This is a genomic window from Occultella kanbiaonis (genome assembly GCF_009708215.1).
Lineage (GTDB): Bacteria > Actinomycetota > Actinomycetes > Actinomycetales > Beutenbergiaceae > Occultella > Occultella kanbiaonis.
On record NZ_CP046175.1, the window covers coordinates 2,316,706 to 2,342,374 of the forward strand.

General features: G+C 71.9%; 22 protein-coding genes and 1 tRNA gene. 15 read left to right on the plus strand and 8 right to left on the minus strand.

The window, feature by feature from the left end:
• The first annotated feature begins 181 nt into the window (after positions 1-181).
• Together GKS42_RS10705 and GKS42_RS10710 are read left to right on the plus strand one after the other, a co-directional pair.
• Complete coding sequence (locus GKS42_RS10705; protein WP_154793807.1) at positions 182-787, plus strand: ClpP family protease; 606 nt, start codon at positions 182-184, stop codon at positions 785-787.
• Positions 787-1,395, plus strand: coding sequence for a ClpP family protease (locus GKS42_RS10710; protein WP_154793808.1), 609 nt, complete (start codon positions 787-789; stop codon positions 1,393-1,395). The genes GKS42_RS10705 and GKS42_RS10710 overlap by 1 nt, the downstream gene beginning before the upstream one ends.
• A 29-nt stretch (positions 1,396-1,424) precedes the next feature.
• Here the strand turns inward: GKS42_RS10710 and GKS42_RS10715 are convergent, their stop codons facing one another.
• Entirely contained in the window at positions 1,425-1,913 is a 489-nt protein-coding gene (locus GKS42_RS10715) for a helix-turn-helix domain-containing protein (RefSeq protein ID WP_154793809.1), read from the minus strand.
• Between the two features lie 147 nt (positions 1,914-2,060).
• On the opposite strand from GKS42_RS10715, the gene GKS42_RS10720 reads away from it, so the two are divergent.
• Positions 2,061-5,381, plus strand: coding sequence for an error-prone DNA polymerase (locus GKS42_RS10720; RefSeq protein WP_154793810.1), 3,321 nt, complete (start codon positions 2,061-2,063; stop codon positions 5,379-5,381).
• A 16-nt stretch (positions 5,382-5,397) separates the two neighbouring features.
• Here the strand turns inward: GKS42_RS10720 and GKS42_RS10725 are convergent, their stop codons facing one another.
• Positions 5,398-6,720: an AI-2E family transporter gene (locus GKS42_RS10725; protein WP_354002709.1), complete on the minus strand. Its 1,323-nt coding sequence runs from the start codon at positions 6,718-6,720 to the stop codon at positions 5,398-5,400.
• A gap of 148 nt (positions 6,721-6,868) precedes the next feature.
• Here GKS42_RS10725 and GKS42_RS10730 point away from each other — a divergent pair, with 148 nt between their 5' ends.
• A complete protein-coding gene (locus GKS42_RS10730; protein WP_154793811.1) occupies positions 6,869-7,687 on the plus strand; it encodes a hypothetical protein in 819 nt (272 codons plus the stop codon).
• 31 nt (positions 7,688-7,718) lie between these two features.
• Here GKS42_RS10730 and GKS42_RS10735 read toward each other — a convergent pair whose 3' ends face one another.
• Positions 7,719-8,612, minus strand: coding sequence for an aminoglycoside phosphotransferase family protein (locus GKS42_RS10735; RefSeq protein ID WP_154793812.1), 894 nt, complete (start codon positions 8,610-8,612; stop codon positions 7,719-7,721).
• A 65-nt stretch (positions 8,613-8,677) separates the two neighbouring features.
• Positions 8,678-9,388: an HAD hydrolase-like protein gene (locus tag GKS42_RS10740; protein ID WP_232848092.1), complete on the minus strand. Its 711-nt coding sequence runs from the start codon at positions 9,386-9,388 to the stop codon at positions 8,678-8,680.
• 117 nt (positions 9,389-9,505) lie between these two features.
• Between GKS42_RS10740 and GKS42_RS10745 the strand changes: the two genes are divergently transcribed.
• Together GKS42_RS10745 and GKS42_RS10750 are read left to right on the plus strand one after the other, a co-directional pair.
• Positions 9,506-10,267, plus strand: a complete 762-nt coding sequence (locus GKS42_RS10745) for a pentapeptide repeat-containing protein (protein ID WP_232848012.1) — start codon at positions 9,506-9,508, stop codon at positions 10,265-10,267.
• Positions 10,268-10,283: 16 nt separating this feature from the next.
• On the plus strand, positions 10,284-11,516 hold the full coding sequence (locus tag GKS42_RS10750; RefSeq protein ID WP_154793815.1) for an MFS transporter: 1,233 nt from the start codon (positions 10,284-10,286) through the stop codon (positions 11,514-11,516).
• A 27-nt stretch (positions 11,517-11,543) separates the two neighbouring features.
• Here the strand turns inward: GKS42_RS10750 and GKS42_RS10755 are convergent, their stop codons facing one another.
• Positions 11,544-12,017 (minus strand): tRNA (cytidine(34)-2'-O)-methyltransferase, encoded by a 474-nt coding sequence (locus tag GKS42_RS10755; RefSeq protein WP_154793816.1) that lies wholly within the window; start codon positions 12,015-12,017, stop codon positions 11,544-11,546.
• 48 nt (positions 12,018-12,065) lie between these two features.
• Positions 12,066-13,238, minus strand: coding sequence for an AAA family ATPase (locus GKS42_RS10760; RefSeq protein ID WP_154793817.1), 1,173 nt, complete (start codon positions 13,236-13,238; stop codon positions 12,066-12,068).
• Positions 13,239-13,359: 121 nt separating this feature from the next.
• Between GKS42_RS10760 and GKS42_RS10765 the strand changes: the two genes are divergently transcribed.
• The 7 genes from GKS42_RS10765 (at position 13,360) to GKS42_RS26790 (ending at position 18,686) form a co-directional block, all read left to right on the plus strand.
• A complete protein-coding gene (locus tag GKS42_RS10765; protein ID WP_168217804.1) occupies positions 13,360-14,247 on the plus strand; it encodes a D-hexose-6-phosphate mutarotase in 888 nt (295 codons plus the stop codon).
• Between the two features lie 69 nt (positions 14,248-14,316).
• Positions 14,317-15,936, plus strand: coding sequence for a molybdopterin-dependent oxidoreductase (locus tag GKS42_RS10770; protein ID WP_154793819.1), 1,620 nt, complete (start codon positions 14,317-14,319; stop codon positions 15,934-15,936).
• Positions 15,937-16,017: 81 nt separating this feature from the next.
• Positions 16,018-16,662 carry a fasciclin domain-containing protein gene (locus tag GKS42_RS10775; protein ID WP_232848013.1) on the plus strand — a complete coding sequence of 215 codons (645 nt, stop codon included), beginning with the start codon at positions 16,018-16,020 and terminating at the stop codon, positions 16,660-16,662.
• 39 nt (positions 16,663-16,701) lie between these two features.
• A complete protein-coding gene (gene sigK, locus GKS42_RS10780; RefSeq protein ID WP_154793821.1) occupies positions 16,702-17,316 on the plus strand; it encodes an ECF RNA polymerase sigma factor SigK in 615 nt (204 codons plus the stop codon).
• Positions 17,313-18,143, plus strand: a complete 831-nt coding sequence (locus GKS42_RS10785) for an anti-sigma factor (RefSeq protein ID WP_154796661.1) — start codon at positions 17,313-17,315, stop codon at positions 18,141-18,143. The genes sigK and GKS42_RS10785 overlap by 4 nt, the downstream gene beginning before the upstream one ends.
• Before the next feature lie 102 nt (positions 18,144-18,245).
• Positions 18,246-18,416 (plus strand): hypothetical protein, encoded by a 171-nt coding sequence (locus tag GKS42_RS10790; protein WP_154793822.1) that lies wholly within the window; start codon positions 18,246-18,248, stop codon positions 18,414-18,416.
• 138 nt (positions 18,417-18,554) lie between these two features.
• Entirely contained in the window at positions 18,555-18,686 is a 132-nt protein-coding gene (locus tag GKS42_RS26790; protein ID WP_290368055.1) for a hypothetical protein, read from the plus strand.
• A 78-nt stretch (positions 18,687-18,764) separates the two neighbouring features.
• Here the strand turns inward: GKS42_RS26790 and GKS42_RS10795 are convergent.
• Together GKS42_RS10795 and GKS42_RS26795 are read right to left on the minus strand one after the other, a co-directional pair.
• Positions 18,765-18,850 (minus strand) — tRNA-Leu (locus GKS42_RS10795).
• A gap of 134 nt (positions 18,851-18,984) precedes the next feature.
• Positions 18,985-21,762 (minus strand): S8 family serine peptidase, encoded by a 2,778-nt coding sequence (locus GKS42_RS26795; RefSeq protein ID WP_174791071.1) that lies wholly within the window; start codon positions 21,760-21,762, stop codon positions 18,985-18,987.
• A gap of 500 nt (positions 21,763-22,262) precedes the next feature.
• On the opposite strand from GKS42_RS26795, the gene GKS42_RS10805 reads away from it, so the two are divergent.
• Positions 22,263-24,341, plus strand: coding sequence for a M3 family metallopeptidase (locus tag GKS42_RS10805; RefSeq protein WP_154793823.1), 2,079 nt, complete (start codon positions 22,263-22,265; stop codon positions 24,339-24,341).
• Positions 24,338-25,663, plus strand: a complete 1,326-nt coding sequence (locus GKS42_RS10810; RefSeq protein ID WP_154793824.1) for a M20/M25/M40 family metallo-hydrolase — start codon at positions 24,338-24,340, stop codon at positions 25,661-25,663. The genes GKS42_RS10805 and GKS42_RS10810 overlap by 4 nt, the downstream gene beginning before the upstream one ends.
• The last annotated feature ends 6 nt before the right edge of the window (positions 25,664-25,669 follow it).

Below are 25,669 nucleotides of genomic sequence, written 5' to 3' on the forward strand. Positions count from 1 at the left end.
GCCATCGCCTCCTGGAAGCGCGGCAGGGTCATCCGGCGCTCGGCCTCGGCCTCGTCGACGTCGGCTCGGTGATCACCCGCGCGCCGATCTGCTCAGAGCAGATCCGCCGTCGGGCGCATCGACCCCGACCGACGCGTGAGCGGCGCAGGCTGAGTGGACCAACCCACGAAGGGAGCCTGCCATGTCCGAAGGGACCAGACTCGACGACCGCCTGGCGGACGGTCTCATGCAACACCGCGTCATCGCCATCGGCACCGAGGTCGACGACGACGTCGCCGCCCGCATCACCAGCCAGCTCCTGCTGCTCTCCGCCCAGGACCCGAGGGCGGACATCACCCTGCTCATCAACTCGCCGGGTGGCTCGGTCTCGGCCGGGCTCGCCATGTACGACACGATGCGGCTGATCCCCAACGACGTCGCCACGGTCGCGATGGGACTGGCCGCGAGCATGGGCCAGTTCCTGCTCTCCGCGGGCACCCCGGGCAAGCGGTACGCGCTGCCGCACGCGCGGATCCTGATGCACCAGGGTTCCGCCGGGCTGCAGGGTACGGCGGTGGACATCGCGATCCAGGCGGAGAACCTCGAGCACACCCGCTCGGTCATGCTCTCCCTCATCGCCGAGCACACCGGGCAGCCGCTGCAGCGCATCGAGGCGGACTCCGACCGGGACCGGTGGTTCACCGCCGAGGAGGCCCACAAGTACGGCTTCGTGGACGCGATCGTGAGCGACGTCGGTGAGGTGATGCCCGTGCGGGCCCGCCGCGCCGGGTTGGGAGGGCAGCTGTGATGAGCCAGTACACGATCCCCAGCGTCATCGAGCGGACCACCTCGGGGGAGCGGGCGGCGGACGTCTACTCCCGGCTGCTCTCGGACCGCATCGTGTTCCTCGGCACCGAGATCGACGACGGGGTGGCGAACACGATCATCGCCCAGTTGATCCATCTCGAGTCGGTCGACCCCGACGGCGAGATCAACCTCTACATCAACTCACCCGGCGGCTCGGTCACCGCGATGCTCGCCATCTACGACACCATGCAGTTCGTCCGGGCACCCGTCGCGACGATCTGCGTGGGTCAGGCCGCGTCGTCCGCGGCGGTCCTGCTGGCGGCGGGGGAGCCGGGCCGGCGCGGGGTGCTCCCGCACGCCCGGGTGTTGTTGCACCCGCCGTCGATGGGCGGGCAGGGCGCGCTGCCGGACCTACGCATCCAGGCGGCGGAGATCGCCCGGATGCGCGCCGAGGTGGACGAGATCCTGTCCCAGCACACCGGGCAGCACGTCGAGCGGTTGGCCGAGGACACCTCGCGGGACCGGATCTTCACGGCGCCACAGGCGGTGGACTACCACCTGGTGGACGAGGTGGTCGCCGTGCGGGCCCGCGCAGTCGCGTCACGCTGACCCGGGTCGACGGCGGGCGTGCCCCAGTCTCAGGCCGCGAGGAGCACCGGGGTGCTCGCGGTGAGCGAGCGGGATACCCGGCCGGCCAGCTCGGCGAGCTCAAGGCCGAGGGAGCCCCCGAGCGCCTCGAGGATCTCCGAGGACGGCTCCTTGCGGCCGCGTTCGATCTCGGACAGGTACTGGGTGGAGACCCCGGCGACCGAGGCGACGTCACCCTGGGTACGGCCCTGTTCGTGGCGTTCGGCGCGCAGCTCGTGACCGACGGCCTCGCGCCAGAGCAGCGGGCGGGGCTGCACGCCGGGGCGCGGGCGCGGCTCCGGGTCGTCGACGGCTGGGACGATCGACGGCGGGGGCGTGGTGCCCGACGGCGAGGGCGTGGTTCGGTGGTCGGGTGCAGGTTGGTCGTACCCGGGTCGGGTCCGCTCGGGTCGGTCGCGGGACGACGGTGACTCCACAGGCGGCGCGGCTCGTGCCGCCCGCGCCGCTTGGTGGGTCGCGAACTCGATGACCTGTCCCATGTCGGGCAGCCTACGGACGACGTGAGCGCCGCGCACGGATGTTCCCGTGGAGCGTAATCGGGCCCGCTCGAGGCGGAGTCGCGATGATGCCCGCCGTGATTCCGGCTACCGAGCGGCCGGCGCCAAGGCAAGGGTATAATCGAACACATGTTCGCATCGGGTTATGCCGAACTGCACGCCCACTCGGCGTTCAGCTTCCTCGACGGCGCCAGCCAACCCGAGGAACTGGCGATCGAAGCCGCCGGGCTCGGCCTGTCCGCGATGGCGATCACCGACCACAACGGCCTCTACGGGGTGGTCCGGTTCGCCGAGGCCGCCCGCACCCTGGAGCTGCCCACCCTGTACGGGGCGGAACTGAGCCTGGACGCACCCGTGCGTCCCACCGGGATGCCGGATCCGCCGGGCACCCATCTGCTCGTCCTGGCCCGCGGGACCGAGGGGTACCGACGGCTGTCCCGGTCCATCGCGAACGCCCACCTGGCCAGCGGGAAGAAGGGGGAGGCCCACTACCGGCTCGGTGAGCTCGCCGATCTCGCCGCCGGGAACTGGCTCGTGCTGACCGGCTGCCGCAAGGGTGCGGTGCGCCGGGCCCTCGAACCCGAGCCCGGTCGGTTCGACCTGGCCGCCGCGCGCACGGAGCTGGACGTCCTGGTGGACCACTTCGGCGCGGAGAACGTGGTCGTCGAGATCACCGACTCCGGTGCGCCGCTGGACTCGGTACGCTGCGACGCGCTCGCCGAACTCGCCGCGGCCGCGCGGCTGCCGGTGGTGGCCACCGGCGCGGTGCACTGCGCGAGCCCGGCGGACCAGCCCCTCGCGGACGTCCTGGCCGCGGTGCGGGCGCGCTCCACCCTGGCCGAGCTCGACGGCTGGCTCCCGCCCAGCGCCGCCCACGTGCGTGCGCCGGCGGAGATGTACGCCCGGCACGCCACCCGTCCGGAGGCGGTCGCGATGAGCGTGGAACTGGCACAGCAGTGCGCGTTCGACCTGCGCCTGGTGGCACCGAACCTGCCTCCGCACCCGGTGCCGCCCGGGCACACCGAGGCCACCTGGCTGCGCCACCTCACCTACGAGGGTGCCCTGGACCGGTACGGCCCGCCGGAGGCGCCGCGGCTGCCCGGCGCGTACGCCACGATCGAGCGGGAGCTCGACATCATCATCGACCTGGACTTTCCCGGGTACTTCCTGATCGTGCACGAGATCGTCGACTTCTGCCGGCGCAACGACATCCTCTGCCAGGGCCGTGGCTCCGCCGCGAACTCCGCGGTCTGCTACGCCCTCGGCATCACCGCCGTCGACGCCGTGCAGCACAAGCTGCTGTTCGAACGGTTCCTGTCCCCGGGCCGCTCCGGCCCGCCGGACATCGACGTGGACATCGAGTCCCGGCGCCGGGAGGAGGTGATCCAGTTCGTCTACGAACGGTACGGACGCACCCACGCCGCGCAGGTGGCGAACGTGATCTCCTACCGGCCGCGCTCGGCGATCCGGGACGCCGCGAAGGCGTTCGGCTACGACGCCGGGCAGCAGGACGCCTGGTCCAAGGGCATCGAACGGTGGGGCAGCCTGCGCCCGAGCCCGTCGCCCGGCGGCACCGACGACACCGGCGAGCGGCTCAGCGAACTCGAGCGCCGCCGTCGGGACGGACCGTGGACCCCGAGCCCGGAGGTGGTCGCCGCAGCCGACGACGCGGGCGGCGGCGACCTCGACGGCATCCCCGCGGAGGTCGTGGACATGGCCGAGCGGATGCTGCGCCTGCCCCGTCACCTCGGCATCCACTCCGGCGGCATGGTGCTCTGCGACCGTCCGGTCATCGACGTGTGCCCGGTGGAGTGGGCCACCATGCCCGGGCGCACCGTGCTGCAGTGGGACAAGGACGACTGCGCCGACGCCGGCCTGGTGAAGTTCGACCTGCTCGGCCTCGGCATGCTCACCGCGCTGCGGCTCGCGTTCACCTGGGTGCGGGACCTCGAGAGGGTGGACGTCGGGCTGCACTCGCTGCCGCAGGAGGACCCAGCGGTCTACGACCTGCTCTGCGCCGCGGACACGGTGGGCGTGTTCCAGGTGGAGTCCCGGGCGCAGATGGCCACCCTGCCGAGGCTGCAGCCCCGGGAGTTCTACGACATCGTCGTGGAGGTCGCCCTGATCCGCCCCGGGCCGATCCAGGGCAACTCGGTGCACCCCTACATCAACCGGGCCAGGGGACGGGAGAAGATCACCTATCTGCACCCGCTGCTCGAGCCTGCCCTGTCCAAGACCCTCGGCGTGCCGCTGTTCCAGGAGCAGCTCATGCAGATCGCGATCGACGTGGCCGATTTCAGCGCCGCCGAGGCGGACCAGCTGCGCCGGGCGATGGGATCCAAACGGTCCGCCGAGAAGATGGAGGCCCTGCACGCCCGCCTGCTCGCCGGGATGGCCGTCAAGGGGATCTCCGTCGAGATCGGTGAACAGATCTTCGACAAGCTCAAGGCATTCTCCGACTTCGGGTTCCCCGAGTCGCACGCGTTCTCCTTCGCCTACCTCGTCTACGCGAGCTCGTGGCTGAAGGTGCACCACCCGGAGGCGTTCTACGCGGGGCTGCTCGCGGCGCAGCCGATGGGGTTCTACTCGCCACAGTCGCTCGTCGCCGATGCCCGACGGCGGGGGGTCCGGGTCGAGCGTGCGGACGTCGCCTTCTCGCAGGTACAGGCGTGCGTGGAGCGGGTCGACGGCGGAGGGCTGGTGGTGCGCCTCGGGCTCGCCCCGGTCCGGGGGATCGGAGAGAAGGGGGCCGAGCGGATCGTCGCGGCCCGGGAGGCCGCGCCGCTGCGCGACCTCGCCGATCTGGCTCGCCGGGTGCGGCTGTCCGCCGGCCAGCTCGAGGCGCTCGCGACCGCCGGTGCGCTGGACTCCTTCGGGCACTCCCGGCGGGAGGCGCTCTGGCTCGCCGGTGCCCTGGCCGCCGAGAGCGGCACCTCGACCCTGGTCCGCTCCGGCGACGGGCAGCAGGTGCTCCGGGCCGTGCAGGAGCCGCTGCCGTTCACCGCCGTCGGCATCGACCTGCCCACCCTGCCGGGCATGGACGAGGTGACCACCGCCGTCGCCGACGTGTGGGCCACCGGGGTGTCCACGGACTCGTTCCCCACCGAGTTCCTGCGCACCGACCTGGATGCCCGCGGGGTGGTGCGGGTGACCGACGTGCCCGGCGCGGGGTCCGGCACGAGGGTGCGGGTGGCCGGGGTGGTCACGCACCGGCAGCGCCCGTCCACGGCCGGCGGGGTGACGTTCCTGTCCCTCGAGGACGAGACCGGCCTGCTGAACGTCATCTGCACACAGGGGCTGTGGGGCCGTTACCGGCGGGTCGCCCGCACCAGCGCCGCGCTGGTGGTCCGGGGCACCGTGGAGACCGCCGACGGGGTGACGAACCTGATGGCCGACTCGATCACCGCCCTGAGCCTGCGGGTGGCCTCCACCTCCCGCGACTTCCAGTGAGCCCGCGTGTCCAGCGCTACGGCTCCATGGCCTTCGCGTCCGGTTCGAGGTCCTCCATCGGCGGGTCGAGGTTCCGCAGCTTCGCGTAGACGGCCCAGATCACCGCGACGATCGGGATGACGATCACGGCGCCGAGGATGCCCGCCACCAGGGTGCCGGCGGTCACCGCCAGGGCGACGACCAACGGATGCAGGGAGACCTGCTTGCCCATCACCAGCGGCTGCAGGATGTGCCCCTCGAACTGGCCGATGAGGGCGATCCCGATGCCGACCAGGATCGCGTTGACCGGGCCGTTCACGGCCAGGGCCACCACCATCGCGATGATCATCGCCGCGGGCGCACCCACGAGCGGGATGAACGCACCGATGAACACGAGCACTGCCAGCGGCGCGGCCAACGGCACCCCGGCGATCAGCAGGATGATCGCGGCCAGGAAGCCGTCCACCAGGGCGATGATCACGGTCCCGCGGGCGTACCCGGAGAACGTGTACCAGCCGACGCCGCCGGCGAGCATCCACTTCTCCCGGACCTTGGCGGGCAGCTGGTTCAGGAACCACTTCCACATCTCGTTGCCGCGGGCGAGGAAGAACACGGTGCAGAAGATCGCCAGCGCGAGGGCCGCGAACACCTCGAACACCGATCCGGCGCCGGCGGCGGCCCGGTCCAGCAGGGCGCTCTGGTTCTCCTGCAGCCAGGCCTGGCCCTGCTCCAGCCATTCGCTGACCTGGTCCTCGGTGATCGTCAGGCCGAACGGCAGGTTCTCGGCGAGTGCGAACAGCTGGGCGATACCGGTGGAGAACTGTTCCGAGAGGGACTCCCACTGCCCGGTCACGGACGTGATCACATACGTGAGCAGCCCGCCGACGAACGCGAGGGCGGACAGCAGGCCCAGTGCGGTGGCCAGGCCGCGCGGCATGACCTTCGCGAACACGTTGACCAGCGGGCGCAGCACGGCGGTGATGACCAGGCCGAGGAAGACCGCGACGAACACCAGCTGGATCCGGGCCGTGGCCCAGACCAACAGCGAGATCAGCGCGATCACCACGAGGATGCGCCACGACCAGCCGGCCGACTTGCGCATCCACCGGGGGACGCCGTCGCCGCCGTCGTCGGCGCGCAGGTGCGCCTCGGGGAGTCGGTGCACCCGGGCCCGGGCGCCCCGGGCGGGGGAGCGCGGCAGCGGGGGCAGGGGGGCTGGGGTGGCGGGCGAACCGTCGTCGGCGTCGGTGGCGGATCCGATCGCCGCCGCCGACCCGCCGGCGTTCGCGGACGCCGCCCGGCGCGCGGCCGCGGCTTGGCGGACCGCGACGGCCTGGATGCGTTGGGGCACGAGTCTCACGCCGCCAGTCTGCCCCAGAGTCGGCCGGTTCGCGCGGAAGCAGACCCGGTCCTCGAATCCTGCCCGTGGCGACCCCGGCGTGCCCTACATTCGGCCCACCGGGCGAACGTACCGGCGCCACGAGTGGCCTCCACGAAAGAACACGCCCATGGCCGCCCAGCCTTCCGACCAGTCATTCGCCCCTCCGTATCCGCAGCACCGCCCGACGGTGACCGGCAGCTACCCGACCGGTCACGCCGCCGGCTACCAGGCCACCTACCCGACCGGGAACCAGGCCGCCTACGCCACCGGGAACCAGGCCGGCTGGTCGTACCCGCAGACCGGCACTGCGCCGTCGGGCGGTCCCGGGGCGATGTGGCCGCCGGCACCCCCGGCTCGCAGCCGCGTCCTGGTCTGGCTGGTGCCGAGCCTGGTCGGGGTGCTTGCGCTGGTGTTCGGATTCGTGGCCGGAGCGCTCACCGCGCCGTTCGGCGGACCGCTGGCCGTCGGCTGGGAGTCGGGCAACACCACCTCGCGTGAGCAGCCGGCCGCGCTCGGGTCCAGCGTGACGATCCTGGACGAGGGGTACGAGTGGGAGGTCACGCTCGGCACTCCGCAGTACGACGCCGATGACATCGTGCGCGACGTGGATCCGCTCAACGATCCCGCCCCGGACGGTCAGGCCTATCTCGTGGTGCCGGTCACCGCGACCTACCATGGGCCCGATCGTGCGAATGCGGGCGTGGACCTGTGGGTCTCATTCGTCTCGGCGCAGGGGAACTCCTACGACGAGGCGAGTCTGTTCACCGCGGACGGCTACCTGATGGGGCCGGATCCGCTCTACCTGGCTGCCGACGTGTTCGACGGCGCCACCGTGACCGGCAACGTCACGTTCGCCATTGCCGAGGGCGCGCAGGACGAGCCGGGCGCGGTGTGGCTGGTGGCGGACACGTGGACCGGGGACGGCGCGTACTTCGCCGCGCACTGACGGCCGGTGGGCGAACCGCGACCGGGGCGCCTCAGCTGCGGGCGAGCATCGCCCAGCACCGCACCTGGGTCAGATCCTTCAGCGCGAGCGCCTGGCGGGCCGGATCCGGCCAGGTCTCGAGCTGCCACAGGACGGACTCCACCGATCGGGCGCACGCCCACTCGCAGATCCGTCGGAACGGGATCCCGAGCGCACGCGCGGCGAGCTCGACCCGCGGGCGCAGCACGGCCAACGGATCCGGGTAGAGGAACGGGTTGTCGATCTGCGAGAGCACCGGCCACAGGTCGTACCCGGGATCGCCGATCATCGGCTTCGGGTCGATCGCGAGCCACTGCGGCGGCACCGAACCGGGCGCGTCGAGCAGGATGTTGCCGGGGTTCAGATCGCCGTGCAGGACCACGAGCGGTCCGGGCTTGGCTCCCGGCCGCCCGAACGCCGCGAGCAGGCCGAGCCCGTAGGTGACCTCCTCCCGGTATGCCTCGTACAGGTGGGCCCACCGGTTCGCCCGCTGCGTCGCGATGTGGGACCACGCCGCACTCACGGTCGTCAGCGACGGCATCTCGGTCCCGCTGGCCACGGCGCGGTGCAGATTCCGCAGGATCTCCACCGCGATGCCCAGCCGCACGTGCGGCGGTGAGATGTCCGCCAGCAGCAGGGTGCCGGGGTGGGCCCGGCGCAGCAGCAGCGCCCAGTCCTGGGTGTCGTGGTCGAGCAGTTCCACGGCGGCGTGACCCTGCCAGAGCGCCAGCGCGGTCGCCTCGTACTTGGCCTCGTCATGCGGGAAGGTGAGCTTGAGGACGACCGGGGTCCCGTCCGCCATGACGCCGGGCGTCGTCCACGCCGCGGTGCCCACCGAGAACGGGGTACCGAGACTCAGCCCCCAGCGGCGGGTCGCACGGTCGATCAGGCCCGGAAGCCGAGCCACCCAGGCCGCGCCGGCCGGTGTCGATGCTGCCCCGGTCGTCAGCGACGTGGGCAGGACGGGGCCGTTCAGTGCCCGACCGCCGCGCCGTGGGCGCTGACCGGCCCGCCCTTCGGGCCCGCTGGCAGCCCGAGCAGGGCGGCCAGATGCCTGGGATCGGCGGCGACCGCGTCCGCGTCCGCGTGTTCCGCCTCGGTGCCGTAGCCCCAGGCGACGAGCACGCACGGCACGCCGTGCGCGCGGGCGCCCTCGAGGTCGTGCACGCGGTCACCGACCATCACCGCGCCGGACAGGTCCGCCCCGGCCGCGCGCAGCACCGTCAGGGCCTTGCCCATCACGTACGCCTTGTCCGAGTTGCGGCCACGGTCGTCGGCGCCGCAGATGGCGGTGAAGTACTCCGTCAGCTCGAAGTGGGCGAGGATCTCTCGAGCGAACTCCTCCGACTTGGACGTGGCCAGGCTCACCGGGACGCCGGCGTCGCGCAGTTCGACCAGCAGGTCACGCATCCCGTCGAACACGGCGGAGTTGAACATCGACCCGCCGCCGTAGTGGGCCCGGTAGAGGTCCTGGCCGCGCTCGACGTCTGCCGGGGCCACGCCACCGATGTGCTCGAGCGTCCAGGCCAGGGGTGGGCCGACGACGGCTCGAAGGGCGGACTGCGGCGGTTCGGCGAGGCCGAGGCCGCGCACGGCCGTGACGAACGAGTCGATCACGCCGGGTGCCGAGTCCGTCACGGTTCCGTCCAGATCGAGCAGGACCGCTGTCGCAGTTTCGGGCATCCTCACCCGCGTCAGCCTAATAGGTAGGGTGGCGGCATCGAACCGACCGACCGCATCACCCCGACCGCCGGCGCCCCGTCCGCGGGCCCCGACCTGCGCGCCGACTGCGCCCGGTGCGTGGGTCTGTGCTGCGTTGCCCTGGCGTTCGCGAGGTCCGCCGACTTCGCGTTCGACAAGGCGGCGGGGGACCCCTGCCGGAACCTGCTCGCCGACCATCGGTGCGCGATCCACACGAACCTGCGGGCCACGGGGATGGCCGGGTGCACCACCTACGACTGCTTCGGGGCCGGGCAACACATCACCGGGACCACGTTCGCGGGGCGGACCTGGCGGGACGGCCCGGACACCGGCGCGGCCATGTTCGCGGCGTTCGCGGTGATGCGGCGGCTGCACGAGGCGCTCTGGTACCTCTCCTGCGCCCGGGCGCTCGACCTGCCCGGGGAACTCGCCGCCGAGCTGCACCGGCTAGGGACCCGGATCGAGGACGCGACCACCGGCGATGCGGCGGACCTGGCCGCGCTCGACGTCGACGCCCTCTGGGCCGAGATGGCCGACGCCGCGCTGCGGGCCAGCGCGTACACCCGGGCCCGGGTACCCGGACCGCGTCGCGAGCACCGGGGCGCGGACCTGATCGGTGCGGACCTGCGCGGGGCCGACCTGCGCGGGGCGAACCTTCGCGGTGCCGCCCTGATCGGCGCCGACCTGCGCGGTGCCCGGCTGCACCGGGCCGACGTGATCGGCGCGGACCTGCGGGGCGCGGACGTGCGCGGCGTTGACCTCGCCGACGTCCTGTTCCTGACCCAGCCGCAGCTCGCCGCCGCGACCGGTGACACCCGCACCAGGATCCCGGACGGGCTCACCCGCCCGGCACACTGGTAGGCGGGGGAGAGGGGTCATGGCGGACTCCTCGCTCGGGTCCGGGTTCCGGAACGTCTTCGTCGCGAACCTGGGATCCAGCCTCGCGGACGGGATCGCCCGGGTCGCCGCGCCGCTGCTCGCGGTCCGGCTCACCGACGACCCGCTGCTGATCTCGGGGATCGCCGCCGTCGCGTTGCTGCCCTGGCTGTTCTTCGCGATCCCGGCCGGGATCGTCCTGGACCGGATCGACCGGCGGCGGGCGCTCGCCATGGCGAACGCCGTGCGGACCGTGCTGGCGGTCACCCTGTTCGTCCTCACCGCCACCGGTGCCCTGACCATCTGGTGGTTGTACGCCGTGATCTTCGTCTACGGCGCGTTCGAGACCCTGTACGACGGCGCGATCCGGGCGGTGGTGCCCAGCCTCGTCGAGCGGCACAACCTGCCGCGCGCGAACTCGCGGGTCGAGGCCGGTGAGATCGTGGTGCAGAACTTCGCGGCCGCTCCGTTCACGTCCGCGTTGTTCGCCGTCTCGGTGCTGATCCCGCTCGGGATCGGCGCGCTCGGCTACGCCGTCGCCGGGTTGCTCGCGCTCTGGCTGCCGTTGGCCGCCGCCGGGGCGCACCGAGCCGACGGCGCAACCCGTGAGCGGGTGCCGTGGCGTGACGAGGTACGGCAGGGCCTGCGGTTCATCCTCGGGAATCCGATGTTGCGGCCGCTGTGGTTCCTCAGCACGGTGGTCGCGCTGGGCCACTCCGCGGCGACGGCGACGCTGGTGCTCTACGTGCTGGACCGCCTCGGCGTGCCCGAGGCCCTGTTCGGGGTGTTCATGCTCTCGATGGCGCTCGGCGGGATCGTCGGTGCCTGGGTCGCGTCGCCGGCGAAGGAGCGCTTCGGCGCCGGGCCGGTGATGGCGGTCGCCAGCCTCGCTTCGGCGCTCGCCCTGGTCGCGATCGGTGTGTGGCCCACGGTGGTCGGCGGCGCCGTCGGACTGGCGGTGTCCTCCGGCGCGGTGACGGCGTGGAACGTCCTGGTCATGTCGCTGCGCCAGAGCATCATCCCGAGCCGGCTGCTCGGCCGGGTGCACGGGACCTGGCGGACCCTGCTGTGGGGCGTGGTCCCACTGGGATCGGTGATCGGCGGCCTGCTCGCACGGATCGACCTGGTCACACCTCTCCTGGTCGGTGGAGGGCTGGCCGCGCTGACCTCGTTGATCGGGTACCGGTTCCTGTACTCTCTGCCCGATCCCGAGGACGTCCCGGTGCCGGCGTGAGTACGTCGCCGGCCGGCCGCAGGTCTCTCAGGAGCCGCCGGCGTAGCCGTGCTGGCGCCAGGCCTCATAGATCGCCAGGGCGGCGGCGTTGGACAGGTTCAGCGAGCGGATCCCCGGGAGCATCGGGATCCGCACCCGGTCGGTGACCCGCTCGTCCGCCAGCACGTGCTCGGGCAGTCCGGTCGGCTCCGGGCCGAAGAGCAGCGTGTCGCCCGGTGCGTAGGCGACATCGGTGAACGAACGGGTCGCGTGGCCGGTGAAGGCGTACACCCGCCCGGTTCCGACGGCCTGCACGCGCGTCAGCGCGGCGTCGAGACCGGGATGCACCTCGACCCGGGCGAGGTCGTGGTAGTCCAGGCCGGCCCGGCGCAGGTTCGCGTCCGAGAGGTCGAAGCCGAGCGGCTCGACCAGGTGCAGCGTGGTGCCGGTGGCGGCCGTCAGCCGGATGGCGTTCCCGGAGTTACCGGGGATGCGCGGCTCGAAGAACATGATGTGGAACACGCGACCATCGTCCCACCGCGGGCGGGCCCGACCGGCCGCGGGCCGGATTCAGCGGCTCGGCCAGGTCCACGACGGTCTGCTGAGCATGCCCTGCCCGGCGATCGTCGTCTCGCCCAGCTCCTTGACGAGCTCGACCCGCTCCAGCTCCTCGCCGGCCAGGTCGGCGAGCGAGGCCTGGAGGGCACCGGAATGCGTCACCACCACCACCTGCATCTCCTCGCTCGCCGCGTGGATGAGGCCGGCGAGGGGCCCGATCAGCTCCGGGTGCAGGCTCGTCTCGGGCTCGTTCAGGACGAGCAGCTCCGGCGGCCGGGGCGTGAGCAGCGCCGCCGTGAGCATCAGGTACCGCAGGGTGCCGTCGGAGAGTTCGTCGGCGCGCATCGGTCGGAGCATGCCGTCCTGACGCAGCGCGAGCGAGAAGCGACCCGAGTCCACCGACACCTCGATCCGCGAACCGGGGAACGCGGCGTCGACCGTGCGGACGAGCATCGCGGACCTGCCGATCTCCTGGATCGTTGCCAGCGCGGCGGCGAGGTCCGCACCGTCGTGGGCGAGGACCGGCGTGCGGGTGCCGACCGGTGCGAGCCGGGCCGGTGCGGCCGCGTCGGTGCGCAGGTGGTCGTAGAAGCGCCAGCCGCGCAGTTGCTCGCGCAGTTCCAGCAGCTCCGGTGCCCGGTGCGGGTCCGCGACGTGCCCGAGCATGGAGTCGTAGTCCGCGAGGGACCGGGTGAGCTCGGACCAGGAGCGTCCGTCCCGCACCCGCACCACGGGCCCGCGGCGGTGTGCCAACACCGCCGCCGGCCGGGCGACCGGTCCGGACCACACCGTCTCCACCTTGATCTCCGGGTCGAGGGCGAACGCTCCCGAGCCCACATCCGGACGTGGCAGCCCGAGGTCCATCGCGTACCCGAAGCCGTCCCCGGCGAACCCCAGTTGCAGGCGCACCGGTCCTGTGCGCCGGGTGCCCTGGACCGGCACCTCGCCGCGGCGCATCGACCCCGAGATGGTCTCCGGGCCCGCCCAGAGCGTGGACGGCAACCCGCCCTCCCGGGCCAGCGCCGCCACCGCGCCACCGCGGGCGGCGTCCGTGAGCAGGCGCAGGGACCGGTACAGGCTGGACTTGCCGGAGCCGTTCGCGCCGGTGATCAGGGTCAGCCGCCCCAACGGCACCACCACATCACGCAGCGAGCGGTACCCCTGGACGGCGAGCGTGGTGAGCATGGACCGAACAGTAGAGGCCACCGCTGACACGGAGCCGCCGTCAACCGGGCCGCGGCGACCGACGGCGGCAAGTGGTGGCAACCTTGCAGTCACGGTGGTGCCGCGGCACTACCGTCGCGCCATGGCGCAGGAGCTCTCGGAACGGTCCGAACTTGCCCCGGGGGTCACGTTGACCACCGGAGAGGCCGGCCTGCCCATGATCCGGGTGGAGTGCGGACCGGCGACGGGTTCGATCTACCTGCACGGCGCGCACGTGGTCGAGTGGGTACCGGTCGGCAGCGGTTCGGCCCTGTGGCTCAGCGCCGTGCCATACGACGGCGGGGGTGCGCTCATCCGCGGCGGCGTCCCGATCTGCTTCCCGTGGTTCGGCAACGGTCCCGACGGGACCCGGAGTCCGTTGCACGGCTTCGCAGGCCGGCTCCCGTGGGCGATCGAGGAGGTCCGCGGCACCGACGACGGCGTGCTCGTCGTACTGCACCTCACCGAGTCCTCGGCCACGACGGCCCAGTGGCCGCACCCGTTCGAGGCGACGTACCAGGTGCTGTTCGGGGAGAAGCTCCGGCTGAGTCTGCAGATCCGCAACACCGGTACCGAGGCCTTCACGTTCGAACAGGCCCTGCACAGCTACTTCAACGTCAACGACGTCGCCGGTATCGCGATCCGCGGCCTCGAGGGCGAGACCTACACCGACCGCGCCCCGGGTGCCGCCGCGTCCGGCGTCCTCAGCGGGCCGATGCACATCGTGGCCGAGACCGACCGGGTGTTCGAGGGAACGACGGCCCCCACCTACATCCAGGACACCCTGCACACGGTGCGGATCGCGAAGACCGGGGCGGCCAGCACCGTGGTGTGGAACCCCTGGTCGGACAAGGCCGAGGCCATGCCCGACTTCGGCGACGACGAGTGGCCGTGGATGGTGTGCGTCGAGACCGGGAACGTCCGTTCCGACGCGATCACCCTCTCACCCGGGCAGGCCCACACGATGACCACCACGATCACGCTCGACTGAACCGGTCGCGACCGCACACACCCCGGCCGCACGACCCATCCGGAGCTCGGTCGGCTCCGAATTGCCCATATGACCCCGGCAACAACCCGGCGACCGCGCGTGCCGTCGCGTCCGTTCCGAGCCGCCGTCGGCGTGGTGAGCGCCGCCGCAGGGATCGGGATCGCCCATCTGGTGGCCGCGCTCACGGTCCCGGCGGCCTCGCCACTGCTCGCGGTCGGATCCGTCGCCGTCGACGCGGCCCCCACCGCGGTCAAGGAGTGGGCGATCGCGACCTTCGGCACCGCGGACAAGCCGGTTCTGCTGGGCGGCATCGGCGCGACCCTGCTCGTGGTCACCGCCCTGATCGGCCTGATCGGCTTCCGACGGCGGTGGCTGGGGCTGGTCGGCATGGTCCTGCTCGGGGTCGTCGCGGCCGTCGCCGCGGCCGTGCGCACCCCCCAGGTCGCCGCCGTGGCGCCGGCCGCCGTCGCGGCCCTGGTCTCGAGCATCACCCTCGCGCTCGTGCTCCGAGCCACGCAGTCGTCCCCGAGCGCGGACGGGACTGCCCGAGCCGTGGACGGTGCCGAGGCTCCGGCCAGCTCGCCACTCGCCGGCCCGAACGTGCGCTCGGGCAGGTTCCTTCCGAACCGACGCAGCCTGCTGCTCGCAGGGCCCGTGGCGGTCGCCGTGGCCGGCATCGGTTCGGGAGCCGCGATCGGAGCGTTCCGGGCCTCCGACGACGCGGTCGGGCGGGACCGGATGCTGCCGTCGCCGACCAGCGCGGCGGGTGACCTCCCCGCCGGCGTGCAGCCAGATGTCCGGGGCATCACGCCGTACGTCACGGACAACGCCGATTTCTACCGGGTCGACATCGCGCTCACCACGCCCCGCATCGACGCCACGACGTGGCGGCTGCCGATCGGCGGACTCGTGCGGGAGCCCGTCGAGTTCAGCTACGACGATCTGCTCTCGATGCCGCTGGTCGAGCGCTTGATCACGCTCAGCTGCGTCTCGAACCCGGTCGGCGGACCATACGTGAGCACCGCTCGCTGGCTCGGAATCCCCCTGGCCGACCTGCTCGAGCAGGCCGGGATCGACGACGGCGCCGAGCAGCTCTTCGCGCGTGGTGCGGACGGATTCAGCTGCAGTGTGCCGCTGGAGGTCATCCGCGACGGCAGGGACGCCCTGCTCGCAGTGGGCATGAACGGCGAGCAGCTCCCGTTCGACCACGGCTTCCCAGCACGGCTGATCGTGCCCGGCCTGTTCGGCTTCGTGTCGGCTGCCAAGTGGCTGACCGAACTCACGCTGTCCACCTACGCGGATGACATCGCGTACTGGACCGAGCGAGGCTGGGCAACGGACGCACCGGCCCTGACACAGTCGCGTATCGACGTCCCGGGTCCGCTCCAGAACGTCCCAGCGGGGGAGGTGACCGTAGCCGGCATGGCGTGGGCCCAGCACCGCGGCGTCGCGAAGGTCGAGGTGCGCGTCGACGACGGTGAGTGGCAGGAGACGGACCTCGCCGATGACGCAGGGGTCGACCTGTGGCGCTCCTGGAGTCTGAATCTGGTCGGCATGGCCGCAGGCCGGCACGACGTGCAGGTGCGGGCCACGGACGGCACCGGGCAGACGCAGCCGGAGGCGCGCACCGAGCCCTTCCCCGACGGGGCTCGCGGCCGGCACTCGGTCGTGTTCGCGGTCGAGGGCTGACGGACCCATCCGTTCGGCGACCAGCTCCGAATGATCGGTGACTGGACCATCCGGTCGAGAACGACTCCCGAGGAGATCATCGTGAAAATTCGCTCCATCGCTCCCGCGCTCACGCTCGTGGCGGCCCTGTCCTTGGCTGCGTGCTCAGGCGGCGGCACCGACGACGGCACCGACGCCCCCGACGACACCGCGAGTTCGCCGGCGGACGAGACCAGCGAGGCCACCGATGACGGTGCGGACATGGCGGGCCCGTTCGGACCTGCATGCGCCGATGTCCCCGCCACCGGAGCGGGCAGCTTCGACGGCATGTCCGAGGACCCGGTCGCCACCGCGGCGGGCAACAACGCCGACCTGTCGACGCTCGTGGACCTGGTCGGACTCGCAGGTCTGGGTGACACGCTGAACACCACGGAGAACATCACGGTGTTCGCGCCCGCCAACGCTGCGTTCGAGGCGCTGCCGCCCGAGACCGTCGAGGCCGTGCAGGCAGACCCGGACGGACTGCTCACGACGGTGCTCACCTACCACGTGGTCCCGGAGCGGATCGCGCCCGAGGACCTGGCCGGTACCTTCACCACGCTGCAGGGTGACGAGCTCACGGTCGAGGGTTCCGGTGAGGACTTCACGGTCGGCGCCGACGCGGCGAGCGTCGTCTGCGGCAATGTGCAGACCGCCAACGCGACCGTCTACATCATCGACGGCGTGCTGATGCCGCCGACCGAGTGAGTCGGCCGGCGTAGACAGGACCCGAGCGAGACGAGCCACATGGTTCCGCGAGTACAACCGGCGCCGAGGGAGCGAGAGCCCCTCGGTGCCGGCTCGGGACACGACGAGCCGACCGAGCTGGCGGACCTGCTCCGTCGGAGCGCGCGGGGTGACCAGCAGTCGTTCGCGCGGCTCTACGACTCGACCTCGGCCCGGGTCTTCGGCGTGGTGCTGCGCGTGGTGCGAAACCGCGCGCAGGCCGCGGAGGTGACTCAGGACTGCTACCTGCAGGTCTGGCAGCAGTCCGCGAGGTTCGATGCGGCCAGGGGTTCCGTGCTCGCCTGGATGCTCACCCTGGCCCACCGGCGAGCCGTGGACCGGGTGCGCTCCGCGCAGGCCGCCCGGGCGCGAGACGCGCACTACGCCGTGCGTGAACCTACGCAGGAACGCGATGTCGGCGAGGCGGTCGTGGACACGCTGGACGCTGAACGAGTGCGGCGGGCCCTGGCGACCCTGACCACCATCCAGCGCGAGGCGATCGAGCTCGCCTACCTGGGTGGATACACCCACACCGAGGTGGCCGGCCTGCTCGACATTCCGCTCGGCACGGCCAAGACGCGGCTGCGGGACGGATTGATCCGGCTACGAGACCAGTTCGAAGGTGAGACGCGATGACTGTGGCAGGTGAGTCCGCGCACGCGCTGACCGGGGCCCACGTCCTTGATGCCCTCGATGGCGACGAGCACGAGGCATTCGAGGTCCACCTCGCCGCGTGCTCAGACTGTCGTGAGGAGGTGCGGACCCTGCGCCGGGCGGTGCTGCGACTGCCCGCCGTGAGCGCGGCCACCCCGCCGCCCGAGCTCCGCGGATCGATACTCGAGCTCATCTCGCAGGTGCGACCGCTGCCGCCGCTGCCCGAGCGCAGCGGCAGCGCCGACCGCGAACCGCCGATGTCCGGTGCCCCCGGCCCGGACGTCGCGACCGAGCCGGCCGAACTTGGATCTGTTAGGGCTCGTCGGGATCGGCGCGCCAACCGATGGCGACTCGTGGCGGCGGCGGCCGTCGTCGTCGCGCTCGGCAGCGTCGGGTGGGGAGCGCTCGGACCCGACGGGCCACCGGTTCGCGAGACCGCCGGCGTGCAGCAGGAGAGCGAGACCCGACTGCGGGCCCTGCTGGACGCACCTGACCTCGAGGTCCATACGGGCGGTGACCCCGACGGGGTACACGGCACCGTGCTGCGCTCGGGTGCCCTGGACAGTTCGGCCGCCATCCTGCAGAACCTGCCGAGTCTTGGACCGGACGAGGTCTTCCAGGCGTGGACGCTCACGGGGTCGACTCCGGCGAGTGCCGGGGTGTTCAACGCCTCGGACGGCGGCGCGACCGTGCTGCTCGGTGGCGACGTCCTCGCCGCGGACGCCGTCGCCGTGACGATCGAGCCACCGGGGGGCTCGCCCGCGCCGACGGGGGACATCCTGTTCGAGGTCGACGTCGCGCAGTCGTGACAGGGATGCGCGGTCCCGCCGTGCCAAGGCCGCAGGCCCGTCGTACCCTGACCGGAGAACGCGCATGGCACGAGAGTCACCCGGCATCGAGGAGGTCACGGCATGGAGCAGACGCACGGCGAGGATCCGGACCGGAACCGGGAGGTTGAGGAGCCAGTCGAAGACCCTCGACCCGAGGCGCCCGGCTCGGAACACGGCGATACCCACGTGGACGTCTCCGTGACGCCCGAGCACGGCACCGGATCGGAGCCCGAGCTCCCCGACGAGGACTGACGCGCACCGGGCCGCCACATGCCTTTGGCCCCGACTGCCCTGACAAGGGGTCGTCCTGCCGAACTCCGACCGGCTCAGCGACGGCCCACCCGGAAGACGGGCCAGCCGATCTCCGTGCGCCGCCCGGCCGGATCGGCCGTGTTGCTGCCTGCGGCATTCATCCTCCTCGGCGTCGTTGCCGTGACGTTCCTGCGCAAGGCGCCGGCGGCGAAGGACCGGGCGCCGGCAGAGGTCCCCGCGCACGCCGCGGCCGACCTTCGCGCCCGCTGAGTCGAGGCGCACCACAACGAAGGCCCCTGACCTGGCGTTTCCGCAGGTCAGGGGCCTTCGTGTCGCTGTCTCAACGAGTGTCCGAGGGGGGACTTGAACCCCCACGCCCGATAAAGGGCACTAGCACCTCAAGCTAGCGCGTCTGCCAATTCCGCCACCCGGACTCAGGTGTGTGCGCGACCCCGGTGGGGGCCTCACAACGCCCGTAAAGATATCACGCGCGCGCCGCTGTTCCGAACCGGACGATGGGGCCCGGCCGAGTGGCCGGACCCCATCGCTTCAGTACCGAATCAGCCGATCAGCAGATCCCGAACAGGATGCACTTCAGCAGCGCGGCCAGGAGCTGGGCGAGCAGCTTCAGCAGGTCCCCGATCGACGGCGGACCCGGCGGGTCCACCGGCGGGTTCCCGTCACCGTCACGGTCGACCGTGAACGACGGCGTCGTGAAGTTCTCCACGTGATCGGGGTTCGCCTCGTCACCGAGGGCGGCCAGCACGGTGATCTCCATGATGTAGTCACCGTCCGGCAGGGTCTGGACGCCCCCGCCGGTGCGCCCCGGGCCGTGGCCCGTCAGCGTGCCGTCCCAGGTGAAGGCCCCGAACGCGTCCGGGTTGGCGTCGCGACCCAGGTAGTCGTGCACCTGGTAGGTCGGGTTCACCCCGGCCGGGTCGCCACGCGTGCCGTCCGCGTTCGCGTGGTAGATGTCCACCTGCAGGGACCGCGCCGGGTGCTCCAGGTGCACGAGGGCGGTCGGCACGTCGCCGTCCGCCATCGAGTAGACCTGACCGGCCTCGGCCAGCTCCCAGACGCCACCGGCGGCGCAGTCGACGCCCTCGAAGACGCCGCACTCGCTGAGCGTCGCCAGGGTCGGGAAGACCGAGCCCTCGTTCAGCATCAGCGGCAGTGCCTGGTAGTCACCGGCGAACCCGGCGTAGGGCACCCGGATCGGCTCGGCGTCGGTGGCGGACAGGCTGATGTAGCCGCCGTACTGAGCCAGGTCCAGGTCGGCGCTGGGCGTGATCGAGACCTCCACGTCGACGCTGCCACCGGCCGGTACGGTCACCGACGCGGGCATGTCCACGGTCGACTCGGCCCAGTAGAAGCCCGGGTCGTACGGTGCGTCAGCGGTCGAGATGGCGTCCTCGAACGTCAGGGCGTACGTGACGTCCTCGGCACCGGTGTTGGTCACCGTGATGGTCCGCGTGACCGCACCGGCCTCGCTCTCACCGAGGGACAGCTTGCCGGGGGAGACGACGGTCTCGGCGAGGATGGAGTCGTCGATGTCCAGCATGCCGGCGCCCTGACGGTGCACCGGCTCCAGCAGCCCGACCGTCGGGTTGAGGGACCACTGGCTCGGGTCGGCGTTGTTCTGCAGGACGTCGCGCACCGTTGCCGGCGTCGCGTCGGGGTGGGCCTGCAGGTACAGCGCGACGGCGCCCGCCACGTGCGGGGACGACATCGAGGTGCCGGAGTTGCTGGCGTGACCACCCAGCTCGAGCGGAACCGTGGACCAGATCGACCCGCCGGGGGCGCCCAGGTCGGGCTTGATCTGCAGGTCCGCGGTCATCCCGTACGAGCTGAAGCTGGAGATCAGCCCGCCCGTCGGGTTCGGCGCCGTGGTGGTCTGATCCGTCCAGGTCAGGTCCACCGGCCCGGCGAGCGCCGCGGCGGTGTACGCCTGTCCGTCCTCGGCCCCGATGAAGATCACCGGGATGGTGATCTCCTCGGCGCCCTCGACGGTGGCGTTGAGCAGGCCCGGCACGTTGTTGTAGATGATGACGGCGGCCGCGCCGGCGTTCTGCGCGGTCAGCGCCTTGTTGTAGAAGCTGGCGTCACACTCGGGCGTGTTCGGCCCGAGTCCACGTTCGACCAGCACGACGGAACCGGTCAGGTCCGCCTCGATGGGTGTGCACGCCCGAGCCTCGTCGGTGCCGGGTTCGCCGAGGGCGACCAGAGGCATCGAGCCGGACGTCGGCGGTGCCGGGGCGGCGCTGGCCGGCGTGTACGCGGCCAGACGGTCACCCACGGCGACGGCGTTGGCCGTGATCTGGGTGTTGTCGTAGGAGGCGACACCGATCACCTTGTCACCGACGCCGGGGGCGCCGGCGGCCCAGGTGCCGAGGTCACCCTCGTTGCCGATCGAGGCGACCACGACGACGCCCGCGTCGACGAGGTTGTCCGCCGCCACGGCCGTCGGGTACTCCGGCCAGGTGGCCAGGGCCGAACCGATGGACATGTTCAGCACGTCCATGCCGTCGGCGAGCGCCAGTTCCATGGCCTCGATCATGACGTCGGCCGTGGTGGAGCCGGCGCAGCCGAAGACACGGTAGGCGCCGAGCGTCGCGTCGGGGGCCACGCCCCGCACGCCGTCTCCTCCCAGGTCGCCGTTGGCTCCGACGATCCCGGCCACGTGCGTGCCGTGACCCTCGCAGTCGTCCGGGACGGCGTCCGGCTCCGGTACCGGCTGGTAGGCCGGGTCGGAGGGATCGGCGTTGTAGGAGTCGCCGACGAGGTCGTAGCCGTAGGCGATGCGCTCGGTCGGGAAGGACGTCTCACCGGGTACGCCGGAGCCGCCGAAGTCCGGGTGGTCGATGTCGATACCGGTGTCCATGACACCGACGCGCAGGCCCTCACCGGTGAAGCCGAGCTCGCTCTGGGCGATGTCAGCGCCGGTCTGCCCCAGCGCCGACGCCAGGTCCGGGACCGGTGAGTTCTGATCCTCGGGGATCTCGTACAACAGGACCGGGAAGACCGCGACGACGCCGTCTGCCTCCTCGGACAGCGTGACGGCGTCCTCGTCCGACACGGTGACCGAGAGGCCGTTCCAGAGGGTGCTGTAGCTGCTGCGCACCTCCACGTCGACGCCCAGGTCCGCCGCCTCGTCCAGGAACGCCTGCTGGTCGCTCGCGGTGGCGGCGACGGTGCCGCCCTGGGCGGTCGGCGCGGCCTCGAGCTGGACGAACCAGGCCCCGGTCGGGGAGGTGAGGTCGCCGGCCTCGGTGGGAGTGGTCACTCCGTAGTCGGCGGCCGAGCCGAGATATCCGGCATCGTCGGGACTGGCGGTCGCGCTTGTCATGGGGACAGCGGTGGCGGCGATGATGCCCGCCACTCCGCCCAGGGCGATGGCCCGACGTCTGTTCGGGCTCACCCCGGACCTACTGGGTCGACGCATGAAGGATCTCCTCATCGTGATGTCGCGGTGCTCCCGGACCAGGAGCATTCGATGAACATACTGGGAATGAGGGGGAAATGTGAACAGGCTCACACCGAACGGTGGGTCCGGCGGGCGTTCGGGCCCGTCGGCACGGCGCGCCAGAAAGGGAACGGCCCCGAGGCGCAGTACGCCTCGGGGCCGCCCGCGCGACGGCCGTTCAGAGGGGGGCCGTTCGGCCCGTCGCGACGAGCCGGGCTTCAACGTCTCCGAGGGGGACGGGGACTCGTCCCGGCTGAGGACCAACTGTACTAGAAAGTCCGGCATTCAACGAGTGGTCCACCGACCGGTTCGAGCGTGTCCACCGACCGCGCCCGGACCGGGACAGGAGACCGCCGATCGGGCGTTCCGGTAAGAATGGGCGCATGACCTCATCGACACTCGGCGACAACCCCTTCGCCGCCGCGTCCACCCTTCCCTTCGGACTCCCGGACTTCGCGGCGATCCGCACCGAGCACTTCCGGCCCGCGTTCGACGCCGGCCTCGCCGAGCAGAGGGCGGAGTGGGAGGCGATCGCCACCGATCCTTCCGCGCCCACGCTCGCGAACACGCTGGAGGCGCTCGAGGTGTCCGGCCGGCTGCTCGACCGGGCGCTGACCGTTTTCTACACGTTGGTCAGTTCGGCGGGCACGGACGAGATCCGTGAGATCGAGGCCGACTACGCGCCAAAGCTCTCCGAGCACCGCGACGCGCTCCTGCTCGACGGGCGGATCTTCGCCCGGCTGGAGGCGCTTACCGACGCCGCCGCCGAGGCCGGGCCGGAGACCGTCTGGGTGCTGCGGACACACCTGAAGAACTTCGTCCGGGCCGGCATCCGGCTCGGGACGCAGCAGCAGGAGAGGTTGCGCGCCCTGAACGGCGAGCTCACCTCTCTGGAGACGGAGTTCTCGCAGCGCGTCGTCAAGGCGATGGAGGCCGCCGCCGTCACGGTCACCGACCCGGCCGAGCTGGCCGGCCTGGCCCCGGACGCCGTGTCCGCCCTCGCCCAGGCGGCCACGGACCGAGACGTCGAGGGCTACCTGATCACCCTGCAGCTGCCCACCCCCCAGGCCGTGGTGTCGCAGAGCCCGAACCGCGAGCTGCGCCGTCGGGTGTTCGAGGCCTCCACCGGCCGCGGCACCGGCTCCGACCCGGACTCCGACACCCGCCGGGTGATCCTCGACCTGGCCCGCAAGCGCGCCGAGCGGGCCCGCCTGCTCGGCTACGCCCACCATGCCGCCTACGTCGCCGAGGACGGCACGGCGGCCACCACCGAGGCCGTGAACGAGATGCTCGGCCGGCTCGCCGGGCCCGCCGTGCGCAACGCCCGCGCGGAGGCCGCCGACCTGCAGACGGCGCTCGCAGCCGACGAGCCGGACGCCGAACTGGCGCCGTGGGACTGGTCGCTGTACGCCGACCGGGTCCGCCAGCAGACGTTCGCGTTCGACGAGGGCGAGCTGCGCCCCTACCTCGAGCTCGAGCGCGTCATCGCCGACGGGGTCTTCTTCGCCGCGAACGCGATCTACGGGCTCGAGTTCACCGAGCGCGCGGACCTCACCGGCTACGCGGACGGTGTCCGTGTCTTCGAGGTGGCGGAGGCCGACGGCACCGCCCTCGGTCTGTTCGTGGCCGACTACTACGCCCGCGAGGGCAAGCGTGGTGGCGCCTGGATGCACAACCTCGTCGACCAGTCCGGCCTGCTGGGTCTGCCGCCAGTCGTCGTGAACAACCTGAACATCACCCGTCCCGCCGCCGGCGAGCCAACGCTGCTCACCTGGGACGAGGTCATCACGGCGTTCCACGAGTTCGGGCACGCCCTGCACGGTCTGTTCTCGCAGGTGCACTACCCGTCGCTGTCCGGCACCTCCGTGCCCCGGGACTTCGTCGAGTACCCCTCCCAGGTCAACGAGATGTGGGCCTGGCACCCCGAGGTGCTGGCCAGCTTCGCGCGGCACCACAGCACCGGAGCGCCGCTCGACGCCGCGACCCTCGACCAGTTGCGGGCCTCGCAGGCCTACGGGGAGGGCTTCGCCACGACCGAGTACCTGGCCGCCGCGCTGCTGGACCAGGCGTGGCACCAGATCGCTCCGGAGGAGGTGCCCGACGACGTCGCCGAGGTCGAGGCGTTCGAGGCGGCGGCCCTGCAGCGGGCCGGCGTGGCCTACCCGTTGGTGCCGCCGCGATACCGGTCCACGTACTTCAACCACACCTTCGGTGGCGGCTACGACGCCGGGTACTACTCCTACATCTGGAGCGAGGTGCTCGACGCGGACACCGTGGACTGGTTCAAGGATGAGGCCGCCGAGAACGGCGACGGCGGCCTGAACCGCGCCGCCGGAGCCGCCTTCCGCGCGAAGCTGCTCTCCCGCGGGCACGCCCAGGACCCGCTGCAGTCCTACCGTGACCTGCGCGGCCGCGACGCCGTGATCGACCCGCTGCTCAAGCGTCGTGGACTGGGCGAATGACCGACCCCACCCAGGTCAGCGCCGCGGAGCTCGACGCGGTCGCCATCTGCCGTGCCCTGATCCGGATCGACTCCTCCAACTACGGCGACGGGACCGGCCCGGGGGAGCGGGAGGCCGCCGAGTACGTCATGGGCCTGCTCACCGAGGTCGGTTACGACCCGGAGTACTTCGAGTCCGCCGACCGCCGCGGCAACGTGGTCCTGCGGATCCCCGGCACGGACCCGACCAGGCCGGCGCTCGTGGTGCACGGGCACACGGACGTCGTTCCCGCCCGGGCCTCCGACTGGAAGATGGACCCGTTCGGCGGCGAAGAGATGGACGGCATGATCTGGGGCCGCGGCGCCGTGGACATGAAGGACATGGATGCCATGATCCTGGCCGTCCTGAGGGACATGCGACGCTCCGGCTGGCAACCACCCCGGGACCTCGTCGTCGCGTTCTTCGCCGACGAGGAGGCCGGCGGCACCTACGGGGCGAGGTACGCCGTCGACCACCGGCCCGAGCTGTTCGAGGGTGCCACCGAGGCGATCAGCGAGGTCGGCGGGTACAGCGTCGAGGTGAACGGGCGCCGCGCCTACCTGCTGCAGACCGCGGAGAAGGGCCTGGCCTGGCTCAAGCTCATCGCCGACGGCACGGCGGGGCACGGATCGCAGGTGAACACCGACAACGCCGTCACCCGGCTGGCCGGCGCGGTGGCCCGGATCGGGGCGCACTCGTTCGGGCGGAGCCTGTCCCCGACGGTGGCGGCCCTGCTCGACGGCGTCGCGGAGCTGACCGGGACCTCGTTCGATCCGCAGGACGAGGGCTCGGTCGACGCGCTCGTGGCCGCGCTCGGGCCGGCGAGCAAGTTCGTCGGCGCGACGCTGGCCACGAACGCGAACCCGACCCAGCTCGGGGCCGGGTACAAGGCGAACGTGATCCCCGGCAGCGCCGAGGCGGTCATCGATGTCCGATTCCTGCCCGGGCAGGAGGACGCCACCATGGCGACCCTGGCGGAACTGGCCGGGCCGGGCGTGCGGTTCGAGGACGTGCAGCGCAACATCGCCCTTGAGGTGCCCTTCTCCGGCAACCTGGTGGACGCGATGGTGGCGGCGCTCGACACCGAGGACCCGGGCGCGGTGGTGCTGCCGTACATGCTCAGCGGCGGCACGGACAACAAGTCCCTCGCCCGGCTGGGCATCACCGGCTACGGCTTCGCGCCGCTGCTGCTGCCCCCGGAGCTCGACTTCGCGGGCATGTTCCACGGCGTGGACGAGCGGGTGCCGGTCTCCTCCGTGCAGTTCGGGGTCCGGGTGCTGAGCAGGTTCCTGCGAACCTGCTGAGGAGCA